Origin of the sequence: Terrimonas ferruginea DSM 30193, assembly GCF_000425585.1 — a bacterium.
Lineage (GTDB): Bacteria > Bacteroidota > Bacteroidia > Chitinophagales > Chitinophagaceae > Terrimonas > Terrimonas ferruginea.
Map to the genome: position 1 here is coordinate 240,483 of NZ_KE384398.1, position 18,929 is coordinate 259,411.

The window sequence follows — 18,929 nt, forward strand, 5'->3', positions numbered from 1 at the left end:
TTAAGCCAAAAAATGTCCATTTTGTGATGTTTAGGAATAAAATATTTCCAATGATGGCATTTTGGTTATTAATATTTATATTTGGGATAAATTATCTCCAATTATATTACTTATGGAATAAAATATTTCCTAATTATCATAATTAAGGGAATCAGGAGGAAAAAATTACCATGAACAGGCTACAAGAAATTATTATCGGGTCCAAGGAACGGTCCAAAGAAATCGGAAAATGGGAGAAACAGGGGCTGCTACGAAAAATAGCCCCCAGGGTGTACACCTCCAGTCTTGAAGAGGCGCCTGAAAAGATCATCCGCCGTAACTGGTACCGGCTGATCTCTGATCTGTTTCCCGATGCGTTGCTAAGTCACCGGAGCGCGTTGGAACGGATGCCGACACCGGAAGGACATCTTTACCTCACCCGCAGCTATAAAGGATTAGTAGAATTGCCGGGGTTGACACTTCATTTTTCGAAAGGCCCGGAACCTCTCGAGGATGATACGCTTTTTTTTGGCAATCTTAAAGCATCCGGACTTTCCCGAGCCTACCTGGAAAACCTCCAGCGATCAAAAGGATCGGGTGAAGAATCAAAAACATTAAACCGGGAACAACTAGAAGAAAAAATTGAAGGTTTCCTGCGTGTAAAAGGAGAGCAGGCATTGAACGAGGTACGGGACAGGGCTAAAGTAATTGCACCTGTACTTGGAATGGAAAAGGAACTAGCCGAACTTAATCAACTTATCACCGATCTTCTGGGTACAGGACTATCAAAGCGAATTGTCAGTCCCATTGCCAGGGCCCGCGTATTGGGTGAACCGGTAGATCCTGACCGCATTCAGCTTTTTGAATCGGTTTATGAGGAGCTGGCTAGAAAAGAATACCCGGACTATCCAGATCCTAATAAGACGATCCGGTCTTACCAAAATTTTGCTTTTTTTGAAAGTTATTTCTCTAACTATATAGAAGGGACTGAATTTACTGTCGAGGAGGCAAAGCAAATCATTACCACATCAACTCCCCTGCCTGCGAGGGACGAAGATTCGCATGATGTTCTCGGCACGTACCAGATCGTCTCCAACCGGCAGGAAATGTCCATCGTGCCAGCTACGCCTGATGACCTGCTACGACTATTAAGAGAACGTCATGCCATCCTGCTGCAAGCGAGAAAAACAAAAAACCCCGGCGAGTTTAAGGACAAAAATAATCGTGCAGGCACTACTGAATTCGTAGATAAGGAACTGGTACCGGGTACGCTTAAAAAGGGATTCGACTGGTACTCTTTACTACAACATCCTTTTGCGAAAGCCGCTTACATGATGTTTATGATCAGCGAAGTCCATCCTTTCCTCGATGGCAACGGAAGAATGGCCCGGGTAATGATGAACGCAGAACTTAGTGTAAAAGGGATGGCGAAAATCATCATTCCAACCGTTTACCGAGAAGATTATATGGGTGCATTAAAAAAACTGACCAAACAGCGCGATGCTGATGCCTATATCCGGATGTTGCAGCGGGCATGGGAATTCAGTAGTAATATTTATAACGAAGATCTCGATGCTATGGAGGAATATCTCGTTTCCTGTAATGCATTCCTCACGCACAAAGAAGGATACTTAAAAATAATAGAGCACAAATAAGGTTCGTTCATTTAATGGGGTATCCATACATATCCACCGAGGCATCATCATCTTCACTATCATAGTAGAGTAGGTCAGGTTTACGAAAATAAGGGTAGCCTACTCTATACATGGTGACAGCATCGTCTGTTTCTACCAGCAGATTAACAACCGCGTCCTCGTATTCGCCTGTTAACACTTCTGCCAGCTTGTGATAAGTATATATTCTATGCAGTGCGTTATGCATATAAAATGTGGGCGTATTAATAACAAAAATACCATCGACCTTATACTCACAAATTTCGATGTCGGCATCCTTATATTTCAACCGAAAATGCTCCGGAACCGGTGGATCTTTCTTTTGGAAGGCTTTGATAGCCGGTGTTGACGGTAACAGTTTCACCTGCTATCACTTTTGTTCTAACGGAAACGGTGCCGAACTCTGTTCTTCCCTGCACTTTCAGTTCATAGGATTCGATGTTAACGCCTGTTATTACCAGCGTTGCATTATCGTCAACGTTCTTTAATTCAAAATAACCGGCGTCATTCGTGGAATTCGCATTCGCGGTTCCTTTCACGGTGACAGTGGCTACGACCGGTTCACCATTTTCATTCATGATACGTCCCTTTATATCAATAGGCGGTGGCGTATTACTGAATTCCGGTGTATTCGTCTTCACATCTCGGCTATTGATCACAATGACTTCGTTGGTGACCTGCCAGGTAAAGGGCTAGTTAGTGAAGCAACGGTTCAATGTTTCTCCAATATTTGCATTGGTAAGTTGAACGGTGACCGGCTTTGCTCTTGCCAACACGTCTTTGGTGTACACGAAACTGTAACCGCTTTGCTGTTCGACTTCGGAAAATACCTTCTCAAGTGGCGCATTCTCCATCTTCAGCGTGACAGATTGGGAAAACCCGTTCGCACTGACCTGCAGGCAGACCTCCAGTAACAAAATGGCGGTGATCTTCATGATCCGTGATAGTTTGGTTGCAGGGCCGGGCCATAGCCGTCCCTTACAAAGAGCCTTTAATAGCATAACTTTGTCTTGTTTGGGCTAAATGAATAAGCAGTCCTACCAGATTGTATTATAGGGTTAACCCAGACACTCTCCCGCCTTCCTAGTACGTTGGCGCGGTTTCTTTTTATTAATCATCTAAAAAACTATTTGAGTACGGTTATCTTTTTCCCATCAAGATTGAAATGCACCCATCTGTTGCTTCCCAGTATGCGGAAAAAATCATTCACATTTACGTTCCGTGGTATCTTCCTACAAATAACTACGCCGGTGTTTTGGCGTACCGCACGTCCACATCATACCAAGACTCCACCTGCCGCATGATCGTTTTGATATCTGCCTCCATGAAATTGAAATAGCCTGTTGTCCATGCCAGCACTTCCGCTTCATTCGGTGTCGCTATTACTGCAAGATCATCGTTACGTACTCTTGCCTGCTGACCAGGATCCGCCAATTGGGGAAATCCGTTTAATATTGACCAAGTCGGCACTACTGCGTACTCCCGATGAAGAAACTGGTACGTTTATCTTTTCTACGCGTTGCTTTAATTTGTAGGCCCAGGAGTTGCACCTGTGCGAACAATACCGTGTGACTAGTGTTCTGGCCATAAAAATCTCGCCACAATGTTCACATTGCTTTTTTACTTGCATGTTTGTGCTCATATAGATACATTTTCTGTGTTTACAGAATAACGGAAGTGCCTACGACTGCCACATACTGCCCCTGACTGCATGAGCTGTATGCGGCTGCGGTCTCGCCTCCTTTTGTGCTTGTATCTTGACTTTTTTCAAATTAGCGTGTCGAGATACAAACGAGATACAAAAAACTGCTAAAAACCAGATTAAGAAACGTCAGTTTGTCAAAATCGCTTTTGTACTCTCCAGTAAATGAATGTGATAAGTAAAGCGTAGTTAAGCGTAGTAAGTGGCCTCACTTCCCAATACAAAACTTCCCGAATATAGTCCCCAGTATATCCCGGTCCACTTCCACCTGCCCGGTGATCTCACCGAGATAATGCAGGCAACGGCGGATGTCCAGCGCCAGGAAGTCACCGGCAATATTATTGTCCAGTCCTTCACGCACTTCACGCAGGCATTCCTGCACCTGCAGCAAAGCCGCGTGATGGCGCGCATTGGTTACAATCGTATGTTCCGTGTCCACGCCTTCGCCCGCTACTATTTTGTATAGTGTTTCGCGCAGATCATCTACCGTATCGGCCACTTCCGTTGCTCCGGGTTTTGCGGCTAATAACAATACAGGCCATTCTTCTTCCAGTTCTTTTTGAATATGGCGCCATTTTATTAATGCTTCTTCTGTCAACAGATCAGCTTTGGTAAATAACAGTACCGGTTTTACGCTGCGGCCTTCCGTTAGTTCTTTCACGCGTTGTTTTACTTCATCCGGCTCCGCTTCGCGTACATCCGTTAAGAACAACAATACCGATGCGGTTTCAATTTTTTCATACGCCTTCCTGATTCCGATTTGCTCGATTTTATCCGAGGTATGCTCTCGGATACCAGCCGTGTCCTGGAAACGAAAAAGTATGCCCGCTATATTAATGGTTTCTTCAATCGTGTCGCGGGTGGTGCCCGCTATTTCGCTTACGATGGCTCTTTCTTCGTTGAGCAGCGCATTCAACAGTGTCGATTTGCCGGCATTCGGTTTTCCAACAATCGCCACATTTACGCCATTACGGATCACGTTGCCCAGTTTGAAGGACTGTGCGAGCCGCGCTGTGGCCACACTCAATTCATTGATCAGCGTCGATAGTTGGCTGCGATCGGCAAATTCCACATCTTCCTGCGAGAAGTCGAGTTCCAGTTCGATCAGTGCGGCAAAGTGAATGAGTTGCTCCCGGAGCCGGGACAGGTCCTGCGAAAAGCCGCCGCGCAGTTGTTTGAGCGCCGTTTGCCGCGCCGCCTCCGAGTCTGCCGCGATGAGATCGGCCACCGCTTCGGCCTGTGCCAGGTCCATTTTCCCATTTAAAAATGCCCGTTGGGTGAATTCACCCGGATAGGCCAGCCGCGCCCCGAGTTCCGTACAAGCAGCGATCACCTGCTGCTGCACATAGGGCGAGCCATGGCAACTGATCTCGATCACGTCTTCGCCGGTATACGATTTGGGACCGCGGAAAAGGCTGAGCACCACTTCATCCAGTATCTCCCCGCCTTTGCGCAGGTAACCCACCTGCAGCGTATGCGAAGGCTGCATTTCCAGGTCGCGGGAGGGAAACAGTTGGTTGACGATGGGAAAGGTTTTGGTCCCACTCAGGCGAATGACACCAATAGCACCCACCCCGGGCGGCGTGGCCAGCGCAATAATGGTGTCGGACCAGGATGTATGCAAACTCATTGTGCAAAGCTAATTGTGAATCGGCAATTGGCAATTGTGAATAGTGAATGGTCAATGGTGAATCGTCAATCGTGAATGGTGAATAAGTGAATGGAGGGTTGCGTTCCCTGAAGCCGGTACTTCGGCCTTCCGAAGAGCGGGACACGGCTGTTTTACTTTTGATTCAATACTTACTGCTCTTACACCCCAATTGCCTTGGGCCGAAGCTTCTGCCCAAAGTGTCGGGCCTTACGTCTTACGCCTTACACCCTACACCTTGTACCTGTCGCTTACTTACAACGGCTGTTTTACCTTCCCTACCCCGCCTTGCCCAAAAAACCTATCTTTGCCCGGCTAAAAATTAGTTTAAGCATGGCATTCAATCCCGATAAGCAGCATACGCTTAAAACAGAAATCAGCATATCAGGTACCGGCCTCCATACCGGAATCATGGCCGATCTGACCCTGAAACCCGCCAGTCCGGGCTTCGGTTACCAGTTTCAGCGTATCGATTTGCCCAATCAACCTGTTATCAAAGCCGATTGTGACCTCGTTACCGATACCAGCCGCGGCACCACACTGGAAGCCAACGGCGCGCGCATCAGCACCGTAGAACACGTACTCGCCGCACTCGTGGGCATGGGCGTGGACAACTGCCTCATCGAGATCAACGGCCCCGAAATCCCGATCATCGACGGCAGCTCCCAACCTTTCGTGGAAATCATTGAAGAAGCCGGCGTAGTAGAACAGGACGCTGCCAAAGTATGGTACAGCATCGACGAGAACATCTATCACTACGATGAAGAAAAACGCGTAGAGATGGTGATCATGCCCGCGCTGGAATACCAGGTGACCACACTCATCGATTTCAATTCTCCCGTTCTCGGCACGCAACATGCGCAGTTGAAGAAAATGAAGGATTTCAAAGACGAGATCGCTATCAGCCGCACGTTTGTTTTCCTGCATGAACTGGAAATGCTGCTCGAACACAACCTGATCAAAGGTGGTGATGTCAATAATGCAATCGTAATTGTAGACAAACCCGTTACCGATTCGGAACTGGACCGCCTGAAACAAACATTCAAAAAAGACAACATCGAAGTAAAAAGCGAAGGTTACCTCAACAACCTGGAGCTGCGTTTCCCCAATGAACCGGCCCGTCACAAACTGCTCGATATTATCGGAGATCTTGCTTTGATCGGTTACCCGGTGAAAGGACGCATCATTGCCAACCGTCCGGGCCACAGCAGCAATGTGGCCTTTGCCCAAAAAATCAAACAACACATCAAAAAAAACCGTCACACCAAAGATGTGCCGGTATATGATCCCAACCTTCCGCCGGTTTACGATCATTCCTACATAGAGAAGACCCTGCCCCACCGTTATCCTTTTGCGTTGGTGGACAAGGTGATTGAACTGACCGATACCAAGATCGTGGGTGTGAAGAATGTAACGTTCAATGAATGGTTCTTCCCCGGGCATTTCCCCGGCAACCCGGTAATGCCCGGCGTATTACAGATCGAAGCGCTGGCCCAGTGCGGCGGCATCCTGGCCATTAACCTGAGCGGTGGCGGCGAACACGATACCTATTTCCTTAAAATAGATAATTGCAAATTCAAACAGATGGTGCGCCCCGGCGATACCATGCTGCTGAAAATGGAATTGTCGGCACCTATCCGCCGTGGTATCTGTGAGATGAAAGGAACAGTATATGTCGGTGGCAAAGTAGCCACAGAAGCGGATCTGGTAGCACAGATCGTTAAGCGCGGTTGAATTAAAAAATTATCATGATAGCTGAAAGCTGCTCTCACCGGAGCAGCTTTTTTTATATCTTGCCTGCATGACCGTCACCACCAAAACTTACCTGCAGCGACTGCCTGTTGCCTTCGGCGTGCTTGTGATTGCATACGTACTCCGTTACATTTTTCTTCACTCTTTCGAAGTCGAACCTTCGGCTATTTACTGGCCGCAATTCCCGGCTTTTTTTGTAACCGGTGCCGGGCTGTTGCTGGCAGCGGGTATTCTTCTTGAAGCGATCCCGGCTGCGCAAACGGCTATCATGGTACATGGAGGGATTGCTGTTTTCCATTTTTTACTGACAGCGACCATCGGCCGGTCTGTGTTGCCGCCACCCAGCCAGGTAGCCGTTTCGTTTTATTACAACATTGAACTGTTGCCTTATATATTCTTTGTAAGCCGCCTTACCCGTCACTGGAAACAACAACGTTTATGGATCATTGCCATCGTACTTGTGCTATATCGCGGAATTATTGCTGCCCGTCCTGGATATAATGTCGTCGACTTTTCTCCCAGTACTTCTTCCACCTGGTACGAACAGATTCTCGCGGCTTTTCAGCGGATAGGTTGTTGGTGTGCTTTCGTCCTCCTGCTGGTGGAACTTATATTACATGCCGATCGCAATGAGAAGCCTGTTTTAAATAAATTAGCTATCTCATCCGGTCATCACCACGGTGCCAGCACCCTGGCTTTTTTTTCTTTCAAAACAATGCTGCTGACCAGTCCGACACTTCTTACTGTTATGCTGTCAGGACCGCCTTCGATTGCAAGAGAAAGTGAATACGATTGGGTTATATTTCTTTTGCGAATGGACTGGTTACTTTCTATTGTTTGCTGTATGGCGGCATTAGGCGCAGGAGTTCTCTATTTGCGTACGCATATTCTTGAGTTTATGTTGCGGTTTGATCTCCGGTCTAAACTCATCTACTGGTTGCTCAGCATTCCGCTCATCGGATTTATTGCCTGGTTACTTTTCGGAGCCATGAAACAACCGTCAACCAATAAGTCGCAGCAACTGGTAACGTTGAAGGCTTTCAGGAATGATTCATTGATATCCGTCAAAATCGCCGTATTGGCTGTATATGCGTTGATCGCCGCCTGGTTTTTCAACAAGAGTTCCTCCGATATGGACTTCGTCTATATTCTGGCGGCAAGTGCCGGCCTTTTCCTGCTCTCCACATTAAATCCGCAGGCATATCGTGCTCAATTATATATTCAACTGGCTTTTTGTGTCTATGTAATAGGGTCATGCCTGCTGGGCCAGCAGGAAACTGACTACATGAACTTCCGTAATTACGATAACTTTTTCAGCTTTTTCAATATCATGTTTATGGCACAGCTCGCTGTGATGGGCATGGCCTGGAGCCTGTTGCTCCTGCCTGCATTGCAACCTGATTATTTTAAACCGGATGAGGAAAAAATAACCACCGAAGACCACCTCTTCGCCGAACATGAATTGCAATAATTATGACCTCCAACAATAAAACCTATCTCGACCGTTTTCCCGCAGCCGCCGGCATCGTCGGCATTTTTTCTGCCGTTGCCCTGGTCTGTGAAAGCCGCTTTCCTATCTCAGATGACAACGGCTTACTCGCCGCTTTCTTTTTCCATTTTCTTATAAGAGCCGGTATTTTCCTGGGACTGGCATTGATGCTGCAGCAAATGAAAGCCGGCCTGAGTGCGATAGGTCTTGCATTCGTGTGCAGCTGCATTACTTATTTCTTTACCAAAGACTGGAAAACAGCCAGCTCTTCCCTTTATATAATCCTTTATTTAGTCAGCATTCTGATGGGTATGCTGCCATTCTTATTATTGGTAATCATGACAGGTGGAGGATTGAAGAGAGATAAACTTTCCATTATCATCATCACTTTATTCGTTGTGCAATTGGCACTCGACAACCAGTCGGCCGTCATGGCAGCCCAGTATTTACTTAGTTCATCCACAGAGAGCAGTGTCCGCACGCTCATACTTCGCATCCTGGTTGCTTTTGTAGGCGGCAGTACCGCCATGATTGCCATTTCAGAATTGCTGAATTTTGTTAAGACTGATGATTTTATTAAAAAAACACGCCTGCTCAACCTGGCAAACACCCCTTCGGCTTTTGGCAACGCAATTGCTTTCTGGATATTGAAACTGGCTTTGTTTATTTACTGTTTGTCGCTGGGCGTGTATGCCAGAAATCTGCCTACCTACCTGCACTCCTCCTTTATTGCAGATTTCCGCGTGTATTTCATCACGTTCACATTTTGCTCCATTGCAGGCATTACGGCCTTTGTACTCGCAATAGCCTGGTATTTGCGTAAGCAGATGTTTGAGCATATACTCCTGTACAACCTGTCAAACCGGATATGGATCTGGCTGTTCTCCCTGCCATTTGCCGGATTTATTGCCTGGCTGATTTCGCTGGCATTGGGCAACCGGCAGGAGACAGTGAGCGAGCGCAAAAGCAGCCTGGAAGACTATGCATCGGGATCAGCCAGAACGGTATTGATCATTACCGGCATCTGTTATTTCCTGCTTTTTATTAATAATTTCAGGCAGGCCGGGCTGGCGGGAGCGATCGTTATCCTGCTTTCTGCGGGTCTTTACTTTCTTTATGCAATAGAACGTGCCGGTTTTTATATCCTTTTCTGGCTGCAGGTATTGGCTTGTATGATTGCTTTTTACAGGCTTCTGACTGCTACCGAAGCAAGCCATATTTCTGCAGATATCAACAATGCAGCCTTGCTTTTTGCCTTCGGCGCTTTGGGATTTGCCTATACCATGCTGCAACTCCCCGTTTTTCACCCCACCCTGTTTGAATACATTCCGGCAGGCGAAGAAGTGAGTGACAAACAGGACGGTGAAGACCTGTTTGCCGACTACAAACTGAACTAAAAAAGGCATTTTAAAGCTGGCCGGAGCCCAAATACACCAAATCCGCCAAAAGCCCCGGAAATCAACATTTTCAGGGGTAAAATGTGGGCAAAAAACACGCCCCAAAACCCCGCTCTACGGCCGATTTTTCGTAGATTTGCAGGTCTTGTTTTTTTGAATTTAACGACAGGATTTTACCCAATTTATGAGCGAAGAAATCAAAGAACCCGTTGCCCCGCAAAGCGGTGGTTACGGAGCCGACAGTATCCAGGTGCTGGAAGGTCTGGAAGCAGTGCGTAAACGTCCTGCGATGTATATCGGAGATATCGGTGTCAAGGGTCTGCACCACCTCGTTTATGAGGTAGTAGACAACTCCATCGACGAAGCCCTGGCCGGTTACTGCCGCAATATCGATGTCACCATCCACGAAGACAATTCTATTTCTGTGCAGGATGATGGCCGCGGTATCCCCACCGGCATCAACACCAAAGAACAGAAGTCTGCCCTCGAGATCGTAATGACCGTATTGCACGCAGGTGGTAAATTCGACAAAGACACCTACAAGGTCTCCGGCGGTCTGCACGGTGTGGGTGTGAGTTGCGTGAACGCCCTCAGTACACATCTGCACGTTACCGTTCAGCGCGAAGGAAAAGTTTTCGAACAGGAATACCGCATCGGCGTTCCCCAATATCCTGTCCGCGTAGTCGGCGAAAGCGAGAACACCGGTACACGCGTACAGTTCTGGCCCGACGATACCATTTTTACCTCTACCGTTTACAACAAAGAGATTCTCGAAGGCCGTTTACGCGAATTGTCATTCCTCAACAGAGGCGTGCGCATCAACCTCACCGATCTCCGTGAACAGGAAGAAGACGGACAACCTTACACCAAAAGTTTCTTCAGCGAAGGCGGCATCGTGGAGTTCGTGGAAATGCTCGATACCAACGCCGGCCGCACTACCCTTATCCCGAAAGTGATCTCCGTAGAAGGACACGACAACAACACCAACGTGGCCGTGGAAGTAGCACTCAGCTATAACAACAGCTACGCCGAACATATCTACAGCTACGTTAACAACATCAACACCATCGAAGGTGGTACACACGTGTCCGGTTTCCGCCGCGCACTTACCCGCGTGTTCAAAGCTTACGGCGACCGCAACAGCCTTTTCGAAAAAGCAAAAGTGGAAATCGAAGGTGATGACTTCCGCGAAGGACTCAGCGCTATCATTTCCGTGAAAGTGCCCGAACCGCAATTCGAAGGTCAGACCAAAACCAAACTTGGTAACAGCGATGTAATGGGCGTGGTTGATTCAACGGTAAGCAGAGTACTCGAAGCTTATCTCGAAGAAAATCCCAAAGAAGCCAAATCCATCGTAGCCAAAGTGATCCTGGCCGCACAGGCACGCGCCGCCGCCCGCAAGGCACGTGAACTCGTACAACGTAAAACTGTTCTCACCGGTGGCGGATTGCCCGGCAAACTTGCCGACTGCTCCGATCGCGATGCAGAAAAATGCGAGCTCTTCCTTGTCGAAGGTGACTCGGCCGGTGGTACTGCCAAGCAGGGCCGCGACCGCAGCTTCCAGGCTATTCTTCCCCTCCGTGGTAAGATCCTCAACGTAGAAAAAGCCATGGAACACAAAATCTACGAGAACGAAGAGATCCGCAACATGTACACCGCACTCGGCGTAACCGTAGGCACACCCGAAGACCCGAAAGAACTCAACCTCACTAAACTCCGCTATCATAAGCTAATCATCATGACGGATGCCGACGTGGACGGAAGCCACATCGCCACACTGATCCTGACCTTTATCTTCCGTTATATGAAAGCAATGGTGGAACAGGGTTATGTTTACCTCGCACAACCTCCTCTTTACCTCGTGAAAAAAGGAAAAGAAGCTGCCTACGCTTTCAACGAAACACAGCGCAAAGCCCTGGTGGAAAAACTCGGTGGTGGTAAAGAAGATTCAGTGAACATCCAGCGTTACAAAGGTTTGGGTGAGATGAACGCCGACCAGCTCTGGGAAACAACGATGAACCCCGATACCCGCACACTGAAACAGGTAACCATCGAAAGCGCAGCAGAAGCTGATCGCATCTTCAGCATGCTGATGGGCGATGAAGTAGCTCCCCGCCGCGAGTTCATCGAAAGCCACGCGAAATACGCCAAGCTCGATATCTGACAAAATCATTTCAACGCATACAAGTCCCTGCCATACCGCGGGGACTTTTTTTATGGATGCACCCGCAACCAGGCATCCACATAACGAAGCAGTTTTTCATCCGGCATTTCTTTGCCTGCTCCTGCAAATTTTTTAAACCGGCGATAGTACAATGCCGCCTTCCTGTTGTCCTTCAAATACATCTCGGCAATATAACCGGCCGCATACAAATGAACAGGGCGTTGAAACACATACCATGCTGAATCATGGCAGGCAATGGCCGTGTTGTATTGCTTCAGCGCAATATAATTTTCAGCCTGCGCATTCCAATATACTATCGCATCTTCTTTTAAACTCATGCGCACACACAGTGACAACAACCGGTTGCTTTGTTCCCGGTCATTGAGTCCCGCGTATCCTAATGCAGCATAGTAAAACACCGACTGACCGGCGCGATTAGTGGTGAGTAACCATTCACAAACACCAATTGCATCCTGGTAACGCTGCTGCGCTATGTACACAGCCGACAGGTAAATAAAAGGATCGGTTACATACACACTGTCTCTCAGCAATGTTTCACCCCAACGCACCACCTCTTCCTTTTTTTCCAGCTTAAAGGCGAGTTCCGTTTTTCGGGCAATGACGTTCCGGTCCGTTGTATCGCGCGACAAGAAAACAGTGAGCAGGCTATCCGCTTGCTGTATTTTATTTTGCCGCACCAATACATCCGTCAATCCGAGTAAAGCCGTTCCCGCCTGAGGGTTGAGGCGATAAGCTTCCTGCAAATATTTTGCAGCGGAATCTGCATAACCCATTTGCAGGAATACCGTAGCTGCCTGCTGATGAAAACGCCATCGTCCGGGATACAACTGCAACAATTTTTTGTAATAACCCAGTGACTCTGCGAAATCTTTTTCTTCGTAATTGAGCTGCGCGAGGTACAGCAAGGCAGGAGCGTAAACCGGATTTAGTTTCAACGCGCGTTCTAGCCAGGTTCTTGCCTCCGCATATTGATTATTCTGGTAGTAGCTATATCCGAGATCAGTGACGTAGATCGGCGTGCCCGCATAAGCAGCCGTGAATTGTTGAAGGTATTTTATAGCTCCTTCGTAATCCTGCTGCTGCTGTAGCGAAACGAGTTCGTAGCGGTCATAAGCGTCCTGTGCAACGGCAAAACTCCTACCGGCAAAAACCAGCAATCCCGTTAACAGGAAATATTGCAGTACCTGTTTCATGCAGTTTTTCCGAAAAAGATACTGGAATTCTGAGAAAAAAAGGCGTTATATATTGAAATTTACAATTGAATGTCAAGCAATTAGACATGGTGACAATTAGGCACGCTTTTAGACAGACTATAACATCGAAAACGCGTACCTTTCAAAACCCAGAAAGGATTTTTTTAATACTAAAACTTCGAATCATGGCAGATGTAACTCTTACCGCTTACAATGTAAAGACTAAAGAAAAAGGTGTAACCATCCAGGATGCTGTTATCACTAAAACAGCCAAAGGTGCGTACATGGCGCAGGGCAATGATGGCAAGGGCAACAAGCTGACCACTCTGCTCGGGCAGGAGAAGGCGCTGGCTGCTATTGCTGCAGGCATCGCGAAGAAAGGTTGGGAAGATTGATCTTAACGACTTATGTTCTTATAATAGTAAAAGCCGGCTTATCGCCGGCTTTGCTTTTATCTTCATAAATTATTATTGTAACATGATGCGGAACACCGATTTATTTTTGCCGGTTCCTGCTTCTACCAGGTAAAGACCGGCCGGGTATTTTGCCCGCGGCAATACCAGCACCTGCTTCTGAATAAATCCATTTCCGGAAAACTCCGTTTGTTTCACCACGCGTCCCGTTGCATCAAAGATCCGCACCGGTACTTTTGAACCGGCCTCTGCCTGGTAAACAAAATACATTTCACCCGCAGATGGGTTCGGATAGAGCTGCCAGTTCATTTCTGCATTGAACACCACCGGACGTATATCCGAATAGGTAAAGCTGCCATCGGCTTCCGCAATTTTCAACCGGTAATAACGAACGCCTGATTTGTTGCTTTCCCCATCGGTGTAATTGTATTGACGTTCCAAGCCAGGCGCACCATTGGCCGGCAAAAATCCGAGCGTCACGAATTGCTGGTTGTTCAGCGCCTCATTTCCTTTCGCCACCTGTATTTCAAATCTTGTTACCCCAACTTCTGCTGCGGTACTCCAGGTCAGTTCCGCGTTTTTGCCATCCGCCGTTTTGATGGCATTGAAAGCCAGCAGTTGAACAGGCAATGGTGTATTGCGATCAGGCCCACCGTTGTTCAGCCAGAATTCGGAGAAATTACGCACATTGAATTCTGCATAGTAACCTTTGTCAAAGGGCACTTTCATTGCTCTGTCTGCCGCAATGAATAACCACTCGCCTCCCGTATTGTTATCGATGTCTCCGTCTTCAATGTTTTTATCGGTATGCGTGAACTTCGATACGCCAAGCTCCACTACCTGTGCCGGTTTGGTACAGCCGCCACAACCCGTCGCAGCAATCAATGCTTCGGTTTCGGTATCGAGGAAATAGAATCGTACGATCGCTGAATCTGGTTGTGTGGTGTTGACGGGTTTGACGGTAATATTCCGGTTGTGATAGTATTGACCGTTGTTGTTGCGTACGTTTCCCGTATGGATATATGCCTGCGCGGTAGTATTGCCAAGCGTCAATCCGTTTGCATTTACGGAGGCAACCAGTTTATCATTTTCCGTAAAATCAATCCAGTTGTTACCGCTTACCGCAGCAGCAGGCGTAGGCGCTGCCATCGTTATACCATCATAAATTCCTTTGGTGTTGTCATAGATATGTATATCATCGATGCCTACCCCTTCCCGGTTAACATAAGGATCGGAGTTCATCACCATCCGTAAACGAAGGCGGCTTACTCCCGTTGGCAATGGAATAGTGGCTACATGCCATCTGGTATAATCCTGTATGCTCCACACCGGATTAGCGGGATAATTTCTGTTATACCAGTTAGTGCCTTCACCCACTGCTCCTAATCGCTGCCAGTCGACACCATTGATTGAATATTCCATCCATGCTCCGTCGCAGAATGATCCGTTGCCGCAATCTTCCGCGTCCAGCGCAAGGTGCATGCTGAGTGTGGGAGCTGTCATGCCGGTAACATCATAACAGGGAGAATAGAGATAAGAAAGTTCGCCATCGTTGTAATTGCCTGCAAGGCGGGTTTTCCAGGCTTTCGCGCCGCTTGCGGCACGGCTTATTTTGGTGGATGCAGGCGTACCATATTCCCAAGAAGATTTTTTACCCCCTGTATACCATCCACCATCACCTGTTTCAAAGTTCTGCAGATGCGGGAAGGTGGTGATCACCGGTGAGTTGATGATCGTCACGATAACCGTATCATTATCGCGATACGTATCGCCGGGGAAATCGACCCACGCTTTTACCGTATGCGTACCGGGGGCCGACAGATCAGCAGTCGCCGGAAACTGGTAAACCGCTGTTCCATTACCCGGAATAGAGGCGATCGTTCCGTTCACTACCCCTCCTGCATCTACCTGGTAACGCACCGGTACATCGGTCACTGCTGTATTCACGCTGTTACGCACCCTGATACGCACCGGCACATTGTTATCAAGACCACAGCTTGCCACCACCGGCGTATCGATGCTCACCATCTGCATATCATTTGCCACGATATAAAAATGAACATCATCCAGTGTATAACCCGCCGCATTTTCGTTGTCCGCTGTTTGTATCTGTCCCCATTGGCCCCAACGCACCTGGAAGCTTGACGTGAAGGCTTGTCCTGCCGCCACCAGCGCATCGCTTACTTCCAGGCTGCTGCTTCTGCGAAAAACACCGGGATCGCTTTGATTGGCATAGAGGTCATATACCTGTATCCAGGGATCCAGGTCGCTGCCTCTTACCCATACACGGTTGGCATTGTTGTCGAGTTGTCCATGATGTTTATATAGAAAATCGAGACGTATATCCTGTGTTGTGGCATTGTAACCAGCCAGGTTGAATGTTCCTTTCAACGAGTCTGCCGTACCTCCGCCATTGAAGCGGTCTGCATCGAGCGTCAGTCCGCGCTGACCATTTGCTATACCACTGTTGACAAACGTGCGCACGCGGCCATAAGCTGTTGACGAAACAAGATCGTATCGCCCGGCGCCTCTTAATCCTGTTACCGGCGCAATGTATTCCGCCGAGTCGGCAGCTTCGATGTTATCGGTAAAATCATTTCCGAGACTTATTACCACCGGTGCGTTTGGCAATTGCCGGATCAATTGAGTAATTGTATCGTTGGCCGCAACAGGATCGGATGCAGACAAATTGACCACTTCCGCTTTAACATCATAATCACCGGCAGCAGAAAAATTATAAGTAGTGGTAAATGTATGATCGAGTGTAGCCTGACCCGCCAGCGGCAATCCGGCAGGCGTTTCAGTAGCCTGCAATACACCATTTACATAATACCGCACCTGCAATGACGCGACAGGTGCATCATCCAGGTTTTTGATCCGTACCGTTACCGGTGTGGCGGCTGTCAAGGCGGTAGCCGTTAATTGCCGTCCGCTTGAGGGAGCACGGAGTGATACCATCTTCAGATCATTGTCGGAAATATTACCGCTGCAGGTACCACCGGATGGTTGTAAAGCAGATGCAGCTCTGGCTCTGCGGCCGTGGAATGTGCCAAAGTTTGCCCGCACGGTAACGCAATACAGGGAATCACGTGATAAACCCGAAAATGAATATGTAGTGGTGGAGGGAGGAACTGTTGCTACCGAAACCATTTCATTTCCGCGCTGAATAAATAATTCGTAAGCTGTAGCGCCTGCAACAGCCGTCCAGTCAATATTAATATAAGACTCACATTGCACGGTTCCCATACTTATCACCGGTGTGCCGATGATCGAGAATGTTCCGCCCGTGCTGGTCATTGCCGTGCTGTTTCTGGTTACCCGTATTTGTGCCTGACTGGTTACTACAGAGGGCACCGTCCAGTTGATCCGGCGGATGTCCGCAGGCACTGCTGCGTCGATCACATTCCAGGTAATACCGTCAGTGGTGTATTCCACAGTAAAAGTATTGGCCGGTAGCCCATAGGAATCCCAGGCGATAGGCAACACGTCACCGGGACTTGTATATTCGCCTCCGACGGGATAAGTAAGTCTTGTGACTACAGGCAGTGTATCGTATACGAGGAAATAATCCTGACGCGGCGATTGTGTTACGCGTGTTCCTTTGACAACGAATGTATATGTGCCGGCAACAGGCGCGTTGATCACTACCTGCTCGATATTGTTCACATGATCGGGACCCGTTAAAGCAACGTTATTTACCATGGAAGGAACCGTATCGAGCAATTGGGGATACATGGTAACGGAAGGTGTAATAACTTCCAGATCCAGGTCATGCACCAAAGCAGGGTTAGCCAATACAGATGCTGCCGGATCATTCCAGTACAACATTACTTTCAACTGCGCCAGTCCCGCAGGTACATTAAACGTAATGTTTTTTGTATCGCCCTGGGACAATGAGTCGTGCTGATAATTATTGGCTTCAAGCATCAGCACCGAACGTTGCAGATCCATCCAGCCAAAACCATAACGATAATCGGGACCCGGATTTCCGAGATCAGCCGCTCCGTTACAGATAAGCGCCTTCATTAGTCCGTTACGCGGATTGGCATTGCCATGCAACTGACGATAACGTTGATAGAGCAACGCAAGTCCGCCGGCAACAGCCGGAGAGGCCATACTCGTGCCGCTATTGGTACCATAAATATTGATCGAAACGGTAGACATTACCAGTGTGCCTTGTGCCATTACTTCCGGCTTGATACGCCCGTCACGCACCGGACCGCGGCTCGAATTATTAGCAATCATACCGGAACTGGTCGTATTGCCTACGGTAATAACATTCTTAGCACTTTGATACGCGCCAAGTACATTACTGAATTGCGTGGCATACGGAGAACAGGTATAAGTACCGCTGTTGCCCGAACCAAACACGTGCTGAAGCGCCGGATAACTATTGATCTGCTGATCCACAACGCGTGAATACAGATCGTACTTACCGAATGAATTACAATCATCAACAATATTTCCATACGAGTTATTGGTAATAACCATCCCATAATCCTTTACATATGCCGGCGTGTTGGTAAGAATATTGGAAAAGGTCTGCGCTACAATGGTCGCTTCAGGTGCATAACCCGTATATCTTTCATCGATAATGCCTGACCCCGCGGTTGTCCCCATTACATGTATCCCATGCCAGTTGCCCACACTCGAAGAACGGTTGATCAGGTGCGACTGAATATCTGCATGCTGCAGAGGATCGGCGTCGTCGCCTACACCAATCACTACCCCCTGACCTTTGAGATTACGGCCGGTAGATGACTGTAATACCGTGGCTTTGGAATTCGCCCGGCTGCTGTTGTTCAGCGTACGATCCGCCGGTAAAGCCGGTTGCACATACTCGATGCAAGGCAATGAAGCAAGCTCCTGCACACGCAGGGCAGCCACGCGCAAACGCACAAGCCGCGCCGAAAGAAAATCGGTGGACAAAATATCGAAGCGAAGATCCGTTAATGTCTTACGCACTGTTTCCCAGCTAAAGCCTTCGGGAAAACTAATGGCCACATCCACAGTACCAGGCACCGTCACGGCATAAGAGGGAAACAATCCGTTTTGCAAAGAAACGTCCATCTTCTGACGCGCTTCGGGAAGTATCAATGCGCGCACACCGGCAGCTTCCAATATATTTTTTGAGGGAACAGATGTACAGACGGCCGTGAAGGCGTTACCGGTTATATAATCCTGCAGATCGATACCGGCTTTTTTGAGACGTTCGCGGCTGGCTGCATCCGGCAGTTTTTCAAATTGTATAAAAAGGAAAAATCGTTCGTCGATCCGTGGAGCCTTTGACGACAAGGCGGTAAGTTGCTGATCCGTAATATTCCTTTCCGGCACAAAAGCGCCGCTTTTCAATTGCAGGGTATAATCCTGCTGCTGTGCACCCGCAAGCAGGCACGAGAAAAGCGCAGCCATCAAGGGAATTGGATATCGTCTCATAAGTCTGGTTTGTCAATAAAGATACATTAAATGAAGGTATTCTTATATACGACAAACCCTTA

Annotated in this window: 12 protein-coding genes; 6 read left to right on the plus strand and 6 right to left on the minus strand. The window is 48.1% G+C overall.

Annotated features, from left to right (window positions below; genetic code table 11):
• Positions 1 to 170: 170 nt before the first annotated feature.
• A complete protein-coding gene (locus H608_RS0113175) occupies positions 171 to 1,634 on the plus strand; it encodes a Fic family protein (protein WP_038008412.1) in 1,464 nt (487 codons plus the stop codon).
• A gap of 296 nt (positions 1,635 to 1,930) precedes the next feature.
• On the opposite strand, the gene H608_RS0113185 is transcribed toward H608_RS0113175, so the two are convergent.
• The 4 genes from H608_RS0113185 to mnmE all read right to left on the minus strand — a co-directional run bounded on the left by H608_RS0113185 (position 1,931) and on the right by mnmE (position 4,984).
• Positions 1,931 to 2,293: a carboxypeptidase-like regulatory domain-containing protein gene (locus tag H608_RS0113185; protein ID WP_155990167.1), complete on the minus strand. Its 363-nt coding sequence runs from the start codon at positions 2,291 to 2,293 to the stop codon at positions 1,931 to 1,933.
• A gap of 51 nt (positions 2,294 to 2,344) precedes the next feature.
• Positions 2,345 to 2,587 (minus strand): hypothetical protein, encoded by a 243-nt coding sequence (locus H608_RS0113190; RefSeq protein ID WP_155990168.1) that lies wholly within the window; start codon positions 2,585 to 2,587, stop codon positions 2,345 to 2,347.
• A 307-nt stretch (positions 2,588 to 2,894) separates the two neighbouring features.
• Complete coding sequence (locus H608_RS0113195; RefSeq protein ID WP_028788085.1) at positions 2,895 to 3,086, minus strand: FecR domain-containing protein; 192 nt, start codon at positions 3,084 to 3,086, stop codon at positions 2,895 to 2,897.
• 476 nt (positions 3,087 to 3,562) lie between these two features.
• Entirely contained in the window at positions 3,563 to 4,984 is a 1,422-nt protein-coding gene (gene mnmE / locus H608_RS0113200) for a tRNA uridine-5-carboxymethylaminomethyl(34) synthesis GTPase MnmE (RefSeq protein WP_028788086.1), read from the minus strand.
• Positions 4,985 to 5,335: 351 nt separating this feature from the next.
• On the opposite strand from mnmE, the gene H608_RS0113205 reads away from it, so the two are divergent.
• The 4 genes from H608_RS0113205 (at position 5,336) to gyrB (ending at position 11,804) form a co-directional block, all read left to right on the plus strand.
• Positions 5,336 to 6,736, plus strand: coding sequence for a bifunctional UDP-3-O-[3-hydroxymyristoyl] N-acetylglucosamine deacetylase/3-hydroxyacyl-ACP dehydratase (locus H608_RS0113205; protein ID WP_038008416.1), 1,401 nt, complete (start codon positions 5,336 to 5,338; stop codon positions 6,734 to 6,736).
• A 67-nt stretch (positions 6,737 to 6,803) separates the two neighbouring features.
• Complete coding sequence (locus tag H608_RS0113210; protein WP_028788088.1) at positions 6,804 to 8,225, plus strand: hypothetical protein; 1,422 nt, start codon at positions 6,804 to 6,806, stop codon at positions 8,223 to 8,225.
• Between the two features lie 2 nt (positions 8,226 to 8,227).
• Entirely contained in the window at positions 8,228 to 9,640 is a 1,413-nt protein-coding gene (locus H608_RS0113215) for a hypothetical protein (protein ID WP_028788089.1), read from the plus strand.
• Between the two features lie 184 nt (positions 9,641 to 9,824).
• Positions 9,825 to 11,804, plus strand: coding sequence for a DNA topoisomerase (ATP-hydrolyzing) subunit B (gene gyrB / locus H608_RS0113220; protein WP_028788090.1), 1,980 nt, complete (start codon positions 9,825 to 9,827; stop codon positions 11,802 to 11,804).
• A 50-nt stretch (positions 11,805 to 11,854) separates the two neighbouring features.
• Here the strand turns inward: gyrB and H608_RS0113225 are convergent, their stop codons facing one another.
• Positions 11,855 to 13,018, minus strand: coding sequence for a tetratricopeptide repeat protein (locus H608_RS0113225; protein WP_028788091.1), 1,164 nt, complete (start codon positions 13,016 to 13,018; stop codon positions 11,855 to 11,857).
• A gap of 185 nt (positions 13,019 to 13,203) precedes the next feature.
• Here H608_RS0113225 and H608_RS0113230 point away from each other — a divergent pair, with 185 nt between their 5' ends.
• Positions 13,204 to 13,413 carry a hypothetical protein gene (locus tag H608_RS0113230; protein WP_028788092.1) on the plus strand — a complete coding sequence of 70 codons (210 nt, stop codon included), beginning with the start codon at positions 13,204 to 13,206 and terminating at the stop codon, positions 13,411 to 13,413.
• A gap of 72 nt (positions 13,414 to 13,485) precedes the next feature.
• Here the strand turns inward: H608_RS0113230 and H608_RS0113235 are convergent, their stop codons facing one another.
• The gene (locus H608_RS0113235) at positions 13,486 to 18,867 is read right to left on the minus strand and encodes a S8 family serine peptidase (RefSeq protein ID WP_028788093.1); all 5,382 of its coding nucleotides are present in this window, start codon (positions 18,865 to 18,867) and stop codon (positions 13,486 to 13,488) included.
• Positions 18,868 to 18,929 lie beyond the last annotated feature (62 nt).